The organism is Halalkaliarchaeum sp. AArc-CO, from assembly GCF_024972735.1.
Taxonomy (GTDB): domain Archaea; phylum Halobacteriota; class Halobacteria; order Halobacteriales; family Haloferacaceae; genus Halalkaliarchaeum.
In genome coordinates this window covers 2,448,177-2,460,353 of the sequence record NZ_CP087723.1, presented here as the reverse complement: position 1 = coordinate 2,460,353, position 12,177 = coordinate 2,448,177, and the positions used below count along the sequence as shown (strand labels likewise).

Sequence of the window (12,177 nt, the reverse complement as noted above, 5' to 3'; positions counted from 1 at the left end):
TTCGCTGGTCCGTTCTCCAGTCAGTCGGTCGTCGAACTCCAGTCTTCCGGTACGTACTGTTGGAAGTTGGGATCGTCTGAAACCGCTTCGGGGAAGAACAGCTGTTCTCCCTCGACAGTGTACTCTTCGATGAGTTGCTGGCCTTCCAGGGATGTCAGGAATCCGATGTACGCCATGGCGAGATCGTAGTTGACGTGGTCGTGAACGCCCGGATTGACGGCCACGATCCCGTAGGGGTTTTCGAGCAGTTCTGGCCCTCCTTCGATCGGCCCCTCGACCCTGATGTCCAGCTCGATCTCCGCCTGCATCGAGATGAACGTCCCCCGATCCGCCAGGGCGTACGCGCCGCTCTGGCTCGCCTGGTTCAGCACTTCGCCCATCCCCGATCCGGCTTCGCGATACCACTCGCCACCCGGTTCGGTCGGGGATTCGTCCCAGATCGAGAGTTCTTTTGCGTGAGTACCGGAGTTGTCTCCCCTGGAGACGAAGACCGATTCCGTGTCCGCAATCGTTTCGAACGCTGTCGTCACTTCGTCCATACCGTCGATTCCGGCGGGGTCGTCGTCCGGGCCGACGACGACGAAGTCGTTGAACATCAGATCTCGTCGGTTCACGCCGTATCCGCCCCGTATGAACTCGTCTTCCAACTCTCGCGCGTGAACCATTACGACGTCGGAGTCGCCGTTCCGTGCCGTCTCGAGGGCGGCACCTGTCCCCTGGGCGACGGCCTCGACACGTGCGCCGTAGCGCTCCTGGAATGCGACATTTATCTCGTCGAGCAACCCCGTGTCGTAAGTACTCGTCGTGGTGGTGAGAGTGAGTGTTTCGTCTAGAATTTCGGCGTCGTGACTCTCGTTCCCGTCGCTGTTGTCCGTACACCCGGCGAGTGCTGTAGCCATTCCGCCTGCCGCTGTTGCGAGGAACGTTCTTCGTTGCATCGTCTACGATACAACCACTACTGGACACATACTTAGTAGTAACTATATTAATTAACCAATATCAGTTACTTCAGTGCTCCCCTGGAGGGTGACTTTGTGATCGAGAGATGTGCGCTGGCGGGGATTTGAACCGAGTAGAGACGTTCCTGCTCGCTCCCTCCGGTCGCTGCGCGGGCTGCGACTCGTCTACTTCAAATCCCTCGCAGATATCGATTCACTCGATCACGTGTTGCTCGCGACATCGCGACGCGAGTCGCTCGCAGTGTTGTGATCGAGAGAAGTGCGCTGGCGGGGATTTGAACCGAGTAGAGACGTTCCTGCTCGCTCCCTCCGGTCGCTGCGCGGGCTGCGACTCTCCGGGTTCAAATCCCTCGCAGATATCGATTCACTCGATCACGTGTTGCTCGCGACATCGCGACGCGAGTCGCTCGCAGTGTTGTGATCGAGAGAAGTGCGCTGGCGGGGATTTGAACTACGCCGAGACGGTCCGGGCTTGCGGCTCGCTGCGCTCGCCGTTCCGGGCTGCGACTCGTCTACTTCAAATCCCTCGCAGATATCGATTCACTCGATCACGTGTTGCTCGCGACATCGCGACGCGAGTCGCTCGCAGTGTTGTGATCGAGAGAAGTGCGCTGGCGGGGATTTGAACCGGAACCAGACGTGCTCGCTCACTCCGTTCGCTGCGCGCGACTGGTAGGGTTCAAATCCCGCTACGCGATTTTCCTCGGTTCCCTCGGAAAAATGCGCTGGCGGGGATTTGAACCCCGGTTGCGACCATGGCAAGGTCACGTGATACCACTACACTACCAGCGCGCACCGCTCTTCTTCGCATCCGAAAGTAATAGGAAGCGTCCTCTTAAGGCTTCCGAAAACGGGATCGAATCGCTATCGGGCGTGGGGTACGTTCGCACGTTTTTCCAACGCTACTTGCTCTCATTATGGAAGTTGCAAGACTAAAACCTCGCCCTTCAGGGCGGAGAGGATGTCAACAGAGTCGCGGGCACTGGGCACGGTGAACAGTTCTTCGGGCAGAGTCCGTTGCGATCACGTTTGCGCAGTTGTGTACGTTGCCACGACGACGATCAGGGCAGCGACAAGAAGTAAGAGTCCTACAACGACGAACGCGATCGGAGCCGTCCAGAGGTCGATGATTACACCCAGCAGTGCGGGACTAACGACGGCGCCCAACGAGAGGCCAGTGAAAAAGAAACCGAAGCTCGTTCCGACCGCGTCGGGGTCGACGACGCTGTTTGCGAACTTGTCGCGCGACGGTAACGCGAGCCCGAACAGGAACCCAATTATCGCAAGCAACAACAGCGCGAAGGTGAAGCTCGCTCCCGGGGCACTCACGACGAGTCCGCCGACCCCGACTGCAGACAGAACGAACATCCAGACCACGATCCACCGAAACGACGCTCGGTCGGCAAGTGGCCCACCCACGACGACGCCGATGGCCGTACAGGTGAGATGAACTGTCAGTAGTGTGTTTGCCGCTGATTCGGTGAACCCATAGCCGTAGACAGCCAGCACCGTCGTGAACGACTGCAGTCCGACAAGCGCCATCATACTCACTAGATAGAATCCGAACACGAAGAGGAGATCTCTTTGTTTGACGAACGTAACCATCTGGCGCAATGTGCGGCCGGTTCGGTCGGCTCGGCCGGAAATCGATTCGATTCGCCGCGCGTGGACCGACTCGGTCGTCAGGGAAATTGCGATCGCGACGATGAATCCGACGACACCGACAGTAACGAGTGCGATTTGCCAGCCGAGTGTAATCCCAATGCTCCCGATCACGAGCGGTGCTGCCGCAAACCCCGCGTAACCGCCGAACGTGTGGGCGCTGAACCCTTTCCCTTCGTTCTCTGCTGTGGTGACTGTCTCGAGGAGCGCGTAATCCGCTGGATGGAACACAGATTGCCCGATACCGGACACGAACGCAAAAGCGAGCAGCATCCAGTAGGACGTTGCAAGCCCGGACCCACCGATACTGAGAGAGGTGACTACGAGCCCCGAGACGAGTATCCACTTTGCACCGACCCTGTCGACGACCTCGCCGAGCGGAAGCTGAAAGAGGAGTTGCGGGACGTATATTGCGGTCACCAGCAAGCCAAGCTGTGCTGTAGTGACGCTAAATTCTGCCGCGAGTAACGGAAACAACGGAGGATACGCCAGCAAAAAGACGTGTGAAAAAAAGTGAGCGATCGAGACGACGGCGACAACGAACGACGTATCGCCGCGTCTGTACTCGATCATTTCCAGCGAACAAACTAGGAATACACGTATCACTCTTCCGGGATTCGTCGCTCACCTTCGGACGTCCGTCGATCGCTCGTCGAAGGATTGGCTTCGCTTCGGTCGATGGAACCGCCGTCGATTCGAATCGAATTTCGCCCGTTGGCGGCGTGTGAACCCTTTTCAGCCCGGAACGGATTCGCTATCCTTTTAGGTCCTGGTTCGGTAAGACCTGTACAGTCTCGTGACGGAAGCCATGGACGGTATCCACATCCTGGTGCCGTCCTCGCTCGTCCGCGAAGCCGAGGACAAACGCGAGGCAACTCGCAAGCTCGGCACCGTCGCCCGCGCGGCGGCGGTGTACGGGGCGAGAAGGCTGGTCGTCTTCCCGGACCGGGAAGGCGAACGCCACCTCGGTGGCGAGTTCGTCGAAACCGTGCTGCGGTACGCCGCGACGCCCCCGGAACTCCGAACGGATCTCTGGGGACAACGCGACGAGTTGCAGTACGCCGGCGTACTCCCGCCGCTTCGGCTTCCGTCGGAGGCCGGCTCGGATCCGAACGGATCCGAGTCGTCAACACAGGGAATCGTGACTGAGGTCGGACCTGAAGGTCGCGTTCGGGTCAATTGCGAACTGCAACACCCGATCTCGCTCCTCGTTCCCACCGGAATGGAACTCGAGGAGGGAGAGCGCGTCACCATCAGAATCGATTCGAGAGAGCCGGTCCGTGCCCGGATCACCGAAAAGCCCGAGGTGGGCTTTCAGGTGGTTTCCACGGACCTGTCGGAAGCACTCGCCCGCGGGCCGAAGCCGCGGATCGCCACCTCGAGACACGGTCGACCGACGACCATCTCGCGGCTGGCGACGCTCGCGCCGAAGCTCCAAGACGGGTTCACCGTCGCCTTCGGCTCGCCCGGGCGCGGGCTTCCGGAAATACTCGGGATCACCCCCGACGAGATCCCCCCGGAGGCGGACTCCGGTGTGGATCGCACCGTCGAGGGGACAGTCGAACCCGGCCGTGGGTTCGACCTCTGGTCGAACACGATCCCACGACAGGCGAGCGAGGTCGTGCGGACGGAGGAAGCACTGTTCGCCACCCTCGCACAGCTCACACTCACGGAGTGAACACATGCCACAACCAAACAGACCACGCAAAGGCTCGCTGGGCTTCAGCCCGCGGAAGCGTGCGGTCTCTGAAGTGCCGCGCATCCGCTCGTGGCCCGACGACGACGGCTCACCTGCCCTGCAGGGCTTCGCCGGCTACAAGGCCGGGATGACCCACGTCGTGATGATCAACGACGAGGCCAACTCCCCGCGAGAGGGGATGGAGCAGTCCGTTCCGGTGACGGTCGTCGAGACCCCACCGATGCGGGCCGTCGCAGTGCGGGCCTACGAAGAGACGCCGTACGGAAAGAAGCCGGTGACCGAAGTCTGGGCCAGCGAGTTCCACGAGGAACTCGACCGGACGCTCGATCTCCCGGCGGAAGACACGTTCGACGAGGACGCCGAGGCGCTGCGGGAGCTGCTCGCGGAGGGCAGCGTCGACGATCTCCGGATGATCACCCACACCGTTCCCTCGGACCTCGCGAACGTCCCCAAGAAGAAGCCGGACGTCATGGAGACGCGCGTCGGCGGCGGCTCCCTCGAGGAGCGCGCCGACTTCGCGCTCGGATTGCTCGAAGACGGCGGGGAACACGACTTCACGGACGTGTTCCGCGAGGGAGAGTACCTCGACGCTTCGGGCGTCACGAAGGGGAAAGGAACGCAAGGCCCCGTAAAGCGGTGGGGCGTTCAAAAGCGGAAGGGCAAACACGCCCGCCAGGGATGGCGGCGCCGGATCGGCAACCTCGGTCCGTGGAACCCCTCCCGCGTGCGTTCGACCGTTCCCCAGCAGGGACAGACCGGTTACCACCAGCGCACAGAACTGAACAAGCGGCTCATCTCCGTCGGCGAGGACGGCGATGCGACGCCCGAGGGCGGCTTCGTCAACTACGGCGAGGTCGACGGCCCGTACGCGCTGGTGAAGGGCTCACTGCCCGGACCGAACAAGCGGCTGCTGCGGTTCCGCCCGGCCATCCGGCCGAACGACCAGCCGCGCCTCGACCCCGAGGTGCGGTACGTCTCGACCGCGTCGAATCAGGGGTGACATAACATGGAAGCAACAGTACGAGACCTGGACGGCGACGACGCGGGCACGATCGAACTGCCCGACGTCTTCGAGACGCCGCACCGGCCGGACCTCATCCGGCGGGCCGTCGTCGCCGCGCAGGCGAACCGGAAACAGGCCTACGGCGCCGACGACCTCGCCGGGATGCGAACCCCGGCGGAGTCGCCCGGCTCCGGCCGCGGGATGGCGCACGTCCCCCGATCGAACGGGCGCGGACGGCGCGTTCCGAACACGGTCGGCGGTCGCAGGGCGCACCCGCCGAAGGCCGAGAAGGATCAGGGCAAAGGAATCAACGCGAAGGAGCGCAAGCTTGCCAACCGCTCGGCGCTCGCCGCAACGGCGGATCCCGAACTCGTTCGCGAGCGCGGCCACGAGTTCGGCGACGACGTCGAACTCCCGCTGGTCGTCACGGACGAGTTCGAGGAACTCGTGAAGACGCAGGAGGTCGTCGACGTGCTGGAGGCGCTCGGCGTCCACGCCGACATCGCTCGCGCCGACGACGGCAAGCGCGTCCGTGCCGGTCGGGGCAAGACCCGCGGCCGCAAGACGACGCGCCCGTCGTCGATCCTGTTCGTCACCAGCGAGGAGCCGTCGCGTGCAGCCCGGAACCTCGCGGGTGCCGACGTCGCGACCGCCCGGGAAGTGAGCGCGGAGGATCTCGCGCCCGGTACTCATCCCGGACGCCTGACGATCTACACCGAAAGCGCACTCGAAGAGGTGGCTCAGCGATGACGCAGGTAATCAAACACCCGCTGGTCACCGAGAAGGCGATGAACGAGATGGACTTCGAGAACAAGCTCCAGTTCGTCGTCGACATCGACGCTGCGAAGCCGGAGATCCGCGACGCCATCGAGGCACAGTTCGAGGTTCGCATCGTCGACGTGAACACGCAGATAACACCGCAAGGCCGGAAGAAGGCGACGGTCACGCTGTCGGAGGACGACGACGCGACCGAGATCGCCTCCCGGATCGGGGTGTTCTGATCATGGGACGCAGAATCCAGGGACAACGACGCGGTCGTGGCGGTCCCACGTTCCGGGCGCCGTCGCACCGTTACAAGGCGGAGCTTTCACACAAGACCGACGAGGACGACGAGACCGTCTCCGGGGAGATCGTGGGCATCGAACACGATCCCGCCCGGAGCGCACCCCTCGCGGACGTGGAGTTCGAGGACGGCGACCGCCGCCTCGTGCTCGCACCCGAGGGCGTTCGCGTGGGCGAGACGTTACAGGTAGGCGTGAGCGCCGAGATAAAACCCGGCAACACGCTCCCACTGTCGGAGATCCCGGAAGGGGTCCCCGTCTGCAACGTCGAGAGCCACCCCGGCGACGGCGGCAAGTTCGCTCGGGCGTCGGGCGTCTCGGCGCAGCTTCTGACCCACGACCGCGACGTCGCTGTCGTCCAGTTGCCAAGCGGCGAGGTCAAGCGGCTCAGCCCCGACTGCCGCGCCACGATCGGCGTGGTCGCCGGGGGCGGCCGGACCGAAAAGCCGTTCGTAAAGGCCGGAAAGAAGCACCACAAGCTCAAATCGCGCGGGACGAAGTACCCGCGCGTTCGCGGGGTCGCGATGAACGCCGTCGACCACCCGTTCGGTGGCGGCGGCCGACAGCACCCCGGCCGACCGAAGTCGGTCTCGCGGGACGCCCCGCCGGGACGGAAGGTCGGCGACATCGCATCGAAGCGAACCGGACGAGGGAAGAACAAATGAGCTCCGATTACCGAACCGGCCGCGAAGGTGAGTTCACCTACCGCGGTCACACGCTCGACGAGTTGCAGGAGATGAGCGTCGAGGAGGTCGCGGAACTGCTTCCCGCACGCCAGCGGCGAACTATCACCCGAGGACTGGGGACCGAGCACCGGAAGCTGCTCGAGAAAGCGCGTCGACGCGACGCAGAGGAGACGGCGAGCGAGCCGATCCGAACTCATCTGCGCGACATGCCCGTACTGCCGGAGTTCGTCGGCAAGACGTTCGCCGTCTACAACGGGCAGTCGTTCGAGCGCGTCGAGGTCGAGCCGGAGATGATCGGCCACTATCTCGGCGAGTTCCAGCTCACCCGGACGTCCGTCGAGCACGGACAGGCCGGAATCGGTGCGACCCGATCCTCGAAGTTCGTGCCACTCAAATAACCCATGGGAATCAACTACAGCGTCGAGGCCGACCCCGACACGACCGCGAAAGCGATGCTCAGGGACCGGCCCATCAGCCTGAAGCACAGCAAGGCCATCGCCCGCGAGATCAAGGGCAAGACGGTCGCCGAGGCGGAGGAGTACCTCCATGCGGTGATCGACGAGGAACAGCCCGTTCCGTTCCGTCAGCACAATTCCGGTGTCGGACACCGGTCGAACATCGACGGATGGGACGCCGGCCGCTATCCGGAGAAGGCCTCGAAGGACTTCCTCAAACTGCTCGAGAACGCGAAGAACAACGCCACCGAGCAGGGGTTCGACGGCGAGGAGATGGAGATCATGCACGTCGCGCCGCACAAGGTCGGGGAGCGCCCCGGCCGAAAGCCCCGGGCGATGGGGCGCGCGTCGCCGTGGAACACCACGCTCTGTGACGTCGAACTGATCCTCGAGGAACCCGACACGGAGGAGGAGGCCTGACATGGCAGACGAACACCAGTTCATCGAGAACGGACTGCAGCGCTCCCAGATCGACGAGTTCTTCGCCTCGGAGCTGGGCCGTGCTGGCTACGGCGGCATGGACGTCGCCAAGACGCCGATGGGCACCCAGATCGTGCTCAAGGCCGAAAAACCCGGCATGGTCATCGGCAAGGGCGGGAAGAACATCCGGAAGATCACGACCGAGCTCGAAGAGCGGTTCGACATGGACGACCCGCAGATCGACGTCCAGGAGGTCGACGAGCCGGACCTCAACGCCCGGATCGTCGCCGACCGCCTGGCGAACGCCCTCGAACGCGGCTGGTACTTCCGGAAGGCCGGTCACACGACGATCGACCGGATCATGGACGCCGGCGCGCTGGGCGCGGAGATCGTGCTCTCGGGCAAGGTCACGGGCGCACGATCGCGCGTGGAGAAGTTCAACCGTGGCTACATCAAGCACAACGGTGAACCCGCCCAGGAAGTCGTCGACGAGGGTCAGTCGGTCGCCGTGATGAAGCTCGGGACGATCGGCGTCACCGTGAAGATCATCCCGCCGGGCGCACAGTTGCCCGACGACTTCCGTCTCGAAGAGGACGCCGAGGCCCCCGAGGTCGAACAGACCATCGAAGAGGAGGGCGTCGATGCCCTGCTCGAGGAGGAACCCGAAGAGGTTCCCGACGTGGCCGACGCGGAGACCGAACCGGTCGGCGCCGACGAAGACGTCGAGATCCCCGACGAGGAGCCAGAAGAGGTCATCGACGAGGAGATCGTCGAGGAGGTCGTCGAGGAGACGGACGCCGGCACCGACGCCGGGGACGCCGACGCCGAGAGGCCGACCGCCGAGGACGTCGAGGAAGACCTCGAGGACCTCGACGAGGAGATCGAACAGGAGGCGGCCGACCTCGTCGCCGAGATGGAGGATGCAGACGACTCCAACGAGGAAGCGCCGTCGACCGACGATGCAGACGAGGGAACGGAGGAGTAACCAATGGCGATCCTCTACCCCGAAGAGATCCGGGACATGACGCCAGCCGAGCGCGAGGTCGAGCTCGAAGAGCTCGAGACCGAGCTGCTCAACATGCGGGCCCAGCAAGCGACAGGCGCACAGCTGGAAAACCCGGGCCGACTCCGCGAACTCCGCCGGACGATTGCGCGGATCAAGACGATCCAGCAAGAGGAAGGCGACCACGAGGAGGACCAGTAACGATGCTTACCCCCGAGACGATCGCGAAACACGAGCTTTCCGGCCTCCCGGTGCGGGTGGCCGACGCGACCAGTCCCGACGTCGTCGGGATCCAGGGACGGGTCGTCCGCGAGACGATGCGGACGCTCGTCGTCGCGACCGACTCGGGGGAGAAAGTCGTCCCCAAGCGGGGGACGACGTTCGAGTTCGCCCTCGTGGCGGACCCGACCCGTGAGCCCACAGATGAAGCCGCCGGGGACCGCAAGGCCCCGGGGTCCGCGTCCGAACGCGGATCGGATACTGCGGGGTTGTTCCCCCGTCAGTCCGGTTCGTCCGGATCCACGAGGGATCCGGCGAGCTCCGCCCGGAGCGAGTGCGAGGACGTGGTCTACGTTACGGTGGATGGGGAACGACTGCTCTCACGACCCGCCGAACGCACCGAAAACGCAGGTGTTTCGACATGGCGATAGGACTCGACGTACCAACCCCTCCGGAACCAGAGAATCCGGAGGAATACGACTACGAGAAGTGTCCGTTCTTCGGGCACCTCTCAGTCCGCGGCCAGACCCGGGAGGGGACGGTCGTCTCGACGGACATGGAAAAGACCGTCATCGTCGAGCGGGAATACGACGTGTTCGTACCGAAATACGATCGGTACATGAAACGTCGTTCGCGCATCCCGGCCCACGTGCCGGGCGTGCTCGAACCGCTCGAAGTCGGTGACGAAGTAAAGATCGCGGAGACGCGACCACTCTCGAAGACCAAATCGCACGTCGTCGTGCAGGTTCTCGGAGGTGACGAGTGATGGAGGCGCTGAAAGCCGACGTCACGCAGGGCCTCGAGAAGGGCTCGCTGATCACGTGTGCCGACAACACCGGGGCGCGCGAGCTGAAGGTGCTCAGCGTCAAGGGGTACTCCGGCCGTATCAACCGGCATCCCAAGGCCGGCATCGGCGACAAGGTGACCGTCTCGGTCACCAAAGGGACCCCGGAGATGCGCCGGCAGGTGCTGGAGGCGGTCGTCGTCCGCCAGCGCAAGCCGATCCGGCGCCCGGACGGCACCCGCGTCAAGTTCGAGGACAACGCGGCCGTGATCATCGACGATCTCGAAGAGCCACGCGGTACCGAGATCAAAGGCCCGATCGCCCGCGAGGTTGCCGAACGCTTCGGGAGCATCGCGAGCACCGCAACGATGATCGTATAACCTATGACGCGACAGCCACGCAAACAACGAAACGAAACGGAGAACGCGCCGCTTCACGAGCGGCACCGACAGGTCCGTGCAACCCTCTCGGAGGAACTCCGCGAGGAGTACGGCAAACGGAACGTCCGCGTCAACGCGGGCGACACCGTCGAGATCATGCGCGGCGACTTCGCCGGAGAAGAAGGGGAAGTAGTCGACGTCGACCTCAGGGACGCCCGAATCACCGTCGAGGGCATCACCGTCGAAAAGGTCGACGGCGAGGAGGTCCCCCGTCCGCTCCCGACGAGCAACGTCCGCGTGACCGCCCTGGACCTGGAAGACAGCCGCCGCGAGGCGCGTCTCCGGGAGGACAACGAATGAGCAACCACCAGAAACGACTGTCGGTACCGAACTCCTGGCCGGTCGAGCGGAAGACCGCGACGTTTACCGTCAAGGCCGGCGCCGGACCGCACGGGGAATCGGGGGTTCCACTCCTGATTTTGCTGCGGGACGTGCTCGGTTACGTCGACAACGAGAAAGAAGCACGGTACGCCCTTCGACAGGGCTCCGTCTCCGTCAACGGCGGAACGGTCTCGGACGTCCGGCGACCGGTCGGGATCTTCGACATCCTGGCGTTCGACGAGCGGGAGGAGTACTACCGCGTGTTCCCCGACGAAGGGGGCCGCCTGACGCTCGTTCCGATCGACGCCGACGCCGCGGAGAGCCGTCTGGGGAAGGTCGTCCGCAAGGGCACCGTTCCCGGCGGCGACGTGCAGCTCACGCTCCACGACGGCACGAACGTCCGCGTCGACTCCGACACGGAGTACTCGAGTAAGGATTCACTCGTCGTCGACAACGAGACCAAAGACGTCGTGGCCCACTTCCCGTACGAGGAGGGCGCGCTCGCGGTCGTCGTCGACGGGCAGCACGCCGGCGAGATCGGAACCGTCGAGGAGATCGAAGTGACGATGGGCTCCGGTTCGAACACAGTTCGCCTCGCAAACGGCGAGGATACCTTCGAGACCGTCGAGGAGTACGTCGTCGTGATCGACGAGAACTTCACGGACGACGAGCCCGACGAGAACGCAGCAGTGGACGACGTCGAGCCGGATGCAGAGGCGGACGAAGACGGAGGTGACGACGAATGAGCGACGCCGAGGCGGACGCGGAGTTCCACGAGATGCGCGAGCCGCAGATCGAGAAGGTCGTCGTCCACATGGGCGTCGGCCAGGGCGGGGAACCGCTCGCTCACGCCGAGGAAATCATCGAGGAGATCACCGGCAGACAGAGCGTCCGAACCACCGCCAAACAGACCATCGGCGAGTTCGGCGTCCGCGAGGGCGATCCGATCGGCACGAAGGTCACGCTGCGTGCGGACGCGGCACGCGAATTCCTCGATACCGCCTTCGAGTTCACGGAGCTGTCCCGGTCGCAGTTCGACGACACCGGGAACGTGAGCTTCGGCGTCGAGGAACACACCGCGTTCCCGAGCCAGGAGTACGATCCCCAGATCGGAATATACGGACTCGACGTGACCGTCACGCTGGTCCGTCCGGGCTACCGGATCGCAAAGCGCGACTGGGAAACGCGGTCGATTCCGAGCTCCCACCAGCTGACGCCCGAGGACGCGATCGCGTTCCTCGAGCAGGAGTTCGACGTGGAGGTGAACGAATGAGCGAAAGCGAACCCGAACCCGAGGAGTCCGCCGATGCCGCGGGGGAGCACGCGACCCGACGCACCGGCCAGCGACACGAGTGCCGGCGCTGCGGTCGAAAGCAGGGGTTGGTCGGCAAGTACGACATCAACCTCTGTCGCCAGTGCTTCCGCGAGGTCGCGCGAGACATGGGATTCAAGAAGTACAGCTAAC

The 12,177-nt window shown here is 64.0% G+C and carries 18 protein-coding genes and 1 tRNA gene; 16 read left to right on the top strand and 3 right to left on the bottom strand.

Annotation, left to right across the window (positions count from 1 at the left end):
- Nucleotides 1–20 precede the first annotated feature (20 nt).
- The 3 genes from AArcCO_RS12895 to AArcCO_RS12885 all read right to left on the bottom strand — a co-directional run bounded on the left by AArcCO_RS12895 (nucleotide 21) and on the right by AArcCO_RS12885 (nucleotide 3,194).
- The gene (locus AArcCO_RS12895) at nucleotides 21–938 is read right to left on the bottom strand and encodes an ABC transporter substrate-binding protein (RefSeq protein ID WP_259533914.1); all 918 of its coding nucleotides are present in this window, start codon (nucleotides 936–938) and stop codon (nucleotides 21–23) included.
- A gap of 742 nt (nucleotides 939–1,680) precedes the next feature.
- Nucleotides 1,681–1,751: transfer RNA gene (locus tag AArcCO_RS12890), tRNA-Gly, on the bottom strand.
- A 231-nt stretch (nucleotides 1,752–1,982) separates the two neighbouring features.
- Entirely contained in the window at nucleotides 1,983–3,194 is a 1,212-nt protein-coding gene (locus tag AArcCO_RS12885; protein WP_259533913.1) for an MFS transporter, read from the bottom strand.
- Nucleotides 3,195–3,429: 235 nt separating this feature from the next.
- On the opposite strand from AArcCO_RS12885, the gene AArcCO_RS12880 reads away from it, so the two are divergent.
- Genes AArcCO_RS12880 through AArcCO_RS12805 form a run of 16 tightly spaced genes read left to right on the top strand, consistent with a single transcriptional unit; the run spans nucleotide 3,430 to nucleotide 12,176 of the window.
- Nucleotides 3,430–4,299 (top strand): putative RNA uridine N3 methyltransferase, encoded by an 870-nt coding sequence (locus tag AArcCO_RS12880; RefSeq protein WP_259533912.1) that lies wholly within the window; start codon nucleotides 3,430–3,432, stop codon nucleotides 4,297–4,299.
- 4 nt (nucleotides 4,300–4,303) lie between these two features.
- Nucleotides 4,304–5,320, top strand: a complete 1,017-nt coding sequence (locus tag AArcCO_RS12875; RefSeq protein WP_259533911.1) for a 50S ribosomal protein L3 — start codon at nucleotides 4,304–4,306, stop codon at nucleotides 5,318–5,320.
- A 6-nt stretch (nucleotides 5,321–5,326) separates the two neighbouring features.
- Complete coding sequence (gene rpl4p / locus AArcCO_RS12870) at nucleotides 5,327–6,073, top strand: 50S ribosomal protein L4 (protein WP_259533910.1); 747 nt, start codon at nucleotides 5,327–5,329, stop codon at nucleotides 6,071–6,073.
- Nucleotides 6,070–6,324, top strand: coding sequence for a 50S ribosomal protein L23 (locus AArcCO_RS12865; protein ID WP_259533909.1), 255 nt, complete (start codon nucleotides 6,070–6,072; stop codon nucleotides 6,322–6,324). Before rpl4p ends, AArcCO_RS12865 begins: the two co-directional genes overlap by 4 nt.
- A 2-nt stretch (nucleotides 6,325–6,326) precedes the next feature.
- Complete coding sequence (locus tag AArcCO_RS12860) at nucleotides 6,327–7,049, top strand: 50S ribosomal protein L2 (RefSeq protein ID WP_259533908.1); 723 nt, start codon at nucleotides 6,327–6,329, stop codon at nucleotides 7,047–7,049.
- Nucleotides 7,046–7,468 (top strand): 30S ribosomal protein S19, encoded by a 423-nt coding sequence (locus AArcCO_RS12855; protein WP_259533907.1) that lies wholly within the window; start codon nucleotides 7,046–7,048, stop codon nucleotides 7,466–7,468. The genes AArcCO_RS12860 and AArcCO_RS12855 overlap by 4 nt, the downstream gene beginning before the upstream one ends.
- Before the next feature lie 3 nt (nucleotides 7,469–7,471).
- Nucleotides 7,472–7,945, top strand: a complete 474-nt coding sequence (locus tag AArcCO_RS12850; protein WP_259533906.1) for a 50S ribosomal protein L22 — start codon at nucleotides 7,472–7,474, stop codon at nucleotides 7,943–7,945.
- A gap of 1 nt (nucleotide 7,946) precedes the next feature.
- Nucleotides 7,947–8,930, top strand: coding sequence for a 30S ribosomal protein S3 (locus AArcCO_RS12845; RefSeq protein WP_259533905.1), 984 nt, complete (start codon nucleotides 7,947–7,949; stop codon nucleotides 8,928–8,930).
- Nucleotides 8,931–8,933: 3 nt separating this feature from the next.
- Complete coding sequence (gene rpmC, locus AArcCO_RS12840) at nucleotides 8,934–9,149, top strand: 50S ribosomal protein L29 (protein ID WP_259533904.1); 216 nt, start codon at nucleotides 8,934–8,936, stop codon at nucleotides 9,147–9,149.
- Between the two features lie 2 nt (nucleotides 9,150–9,151).
- On the top strand, nucleotides 9,152–9,598 hold the full coding sequence (locus tag AArcCO_RS12835; RefSeq protein WP_259533903.1) for a ribonuclease P protein component 1: 447 nt from the start codon (nucleotides 9,152–9,154) through the stop codon (nucleotides 9,596–9,598).
- Nucleotides 9,589–9,933, top strand: a complete 345-nt coding sequence (locus AArcCO_RS12830) for a 30S ribosomal protein S17 (protein ID WP_259533902.1) — start codon at nucleotides 9,589–9,591, stop codon at nucleotides 9,931–9,933. The genes AArcCO_RS12835 and AArcCO_RS12830 overlap by 10 nt, the downstream gene beginning before the upstream one ends.
- Nucleotides 9,933–10,331: a 50S ribosomal protein L14 gene (locus tag AArcCO_RS12825; protein WP_259533901.1), complete on the top strand. Its 399-nt coding sequence runs from the start codon at nucleotides 9,933–9,935 to the stop codon at nucleotides 10,329–10,331. Before AArcCO_RS12830 ends, AArcCO_RS12825 begins: the two co-directional genes overlap by 1 nt.
- A 3-nt stretch (nucleotides 10,332–10,334) precedes the next feature.
- Nucleotides 10,335–10,691, top strand: a complete 357-nt coding sequence (rplX, locus tag AArcCO_RS12820; RefSeq protein WP_259533900.1) for a 50S ribosomal protein L24 — start codon at nucleotides 10,335–10,337, stop codon at nucleotides 10,689–10,691.
- Entirely contained in the window at nucleotides 10,688–11,458 is a 771-nt protein-coding gene (locus tag AArcCO_RS12815; RefSeq protein WP_259533899.1) for a 30S ribosomal protein S4e, read from the top strand. The genes rplX and AArcCO_RS12815 overlap by 4 nt, the downstream gene beginning before the upstream one ends.
- Nucleotides 11,455–11,985 carry a 50S ribosomal protein L5 gene (locus tag AArcCO_RS12810; protein ID WP_259533898.1) on the top strand — a complete coding sequence of 177 codons (531 nt, stop codon included), beginning with the start codon at nucleotides 11,455–11,457 and terminating at the stop codon, nucleotides 11,983–11,985. The genes AArcCO_RS12815 and AArcCO_RS12810 overlap by 4 nt, the downstream gene beginning before the upstream one ends.
- Nucleotides 11,982–12,176, top strand: coding sequence for a 30S ribosomal protein S14 (locus AArcCO_RS12805; RefSeq protein ID WP_259533897.1), 195 nt, complete (start codon nucleotides 11,982–11,984; stop codon nucleotides 12,174–12,176). Before AArcCO_RS12810 ends, AArcCO_RS12805 begins: the two co-directional genes overlap by 4 nt.
- The last annotated feature ends 1 nt before the right edge of the window (nucleotide 12,177 follow it).

Excerpts from the sequence above, each read along its gene's own strand:
- AArcCO_RS12865 (WP_259533909.1), top strand. The coding sequence starts at position 6,070 with ATGACGCAGGTAATCAAACACCCGCTGGTCACCGAGAAGGCGATGAAC.
- AArcCO_RS12835 (WP_259533903.1), top strand. The coding sequence starts at position 9,152 with ATGCTTACCCCCGAGACGATCGCGAAACACGAGCTTTCCGGCCTCCCG.
- AArcCO_RS12850 (WP_259533906.1), top strand. The coding sequence starts at position 7,472 with ATGGGAATCAACTACAGCGTCGAGGCCGACCCCGACACGACCGCGAAA.
- AArcCO_RS12810 (WP_259533898.1), top strand. The coding sequence starts at position 11,455 with ATGAGCGACGCCGAGGCGGACGCGGAGTTCCACGAGATGCGCGAGCCG.
- AArcCO_RS12885 (WP_259533913.1), bottom strand. The coding sequence starts at position 3,194 with ATGATCGAGTACAGACGCGGCGATACGTCGTTCGTTGTCGCCGTCGTC.
- AArcCO_RS12815 (WP_259533899.1), top strand. The coding sequence starts at position 10,688 with ATGAGCAACCACCAGAAACGACTGTCGGTACCGAACTCCTGGCCGGTC.
- AArcCO_RS12860 (WP_259533908.1), top strand. The coding sequence starts at position 6,327 with ATGGGACGCAGAATCCAGGGACAACGACGCGGTCGTGGCGGTCCCACG.
- AArcCO_RS12830 (WP_259533902.1), top strand. The coding sequence starts at position 9,589 with ATGGCGATAGGACTCGACGTACCAACCCCTCCGGAACCAGAGAATCCG.
- rpl4p (WP_259533910.1), top strand. The coding sequence starts at position 5,327 with ATGGAAGCAACAGTACGAGACCTGGACGGCGACGACGCGGGCACGATC.
- AArcCO_RS12825 (WP_259533901.1), top strand. The coding sequence starts at position 9,933 with ATGGAGGCGCTGAAAGCCGACGTCACGCAGGGCCTCGAGAAGGGCTCG.
- AArcCO_RS12805 (WP_259533897.1), top strand. The coding sequence starts at position 11,982 with ATGAGCGAAAGCGAACCCGAACCCGAGGAGTCCGCCGATGCCGCGGGG.
- rpmC (WP_259533904.1), top strand. The coding sequence starts at position 8,934 with ATGGCGATCCTCTACCCCGAAGAGATCCGGGACATGACGCCAGCCGAG.
- AArcCO_RS12880 (WP_259533912.1), top strand. The coding sequence starts at position 3,430 with ATGGACGGTATCCACATCCTGGTGCCGTCCTCGCTCGTCCGCGAAGCC.
- rplX (WP_259533900.1), top strand. The coding sequence starts at position 10,335 with ATGACGCGACAGCCACGCAAACAACGAAACGAAACGGAGAACGCGCCG.
- AArcCO_RS12875 (WP_259533911.1), top strand. The coding sequence starts at position 4,304 with ATGCCACAACCAAACAGACCACGCAAAGGCTCGCTGGGCTTCAGCCCG.
- AArcCO_RS12895 (WP_259533914.1), bottom strand. The coding sequence starts at position 938 with ATGCAACGAAGAACGTTCCTCGCAACAGCGGCAGGCGGAATGGCTACA.
- AArcCO_RS12845 (WP_259533905.1), top strand. The coding sequence starts at position 7,947 with ATGGCAGACGAACACCAGTTCATCGAGAACGGACTGCAGCGCTCCCAG.
- AArcCO_RS12855 (WP_259533907.1), top strand. The coding sequence starts at position 7,046 with ATGAGCTCCGATTACCGAACCGGCCGCGAAGGTGAGTTCACCTACCGC.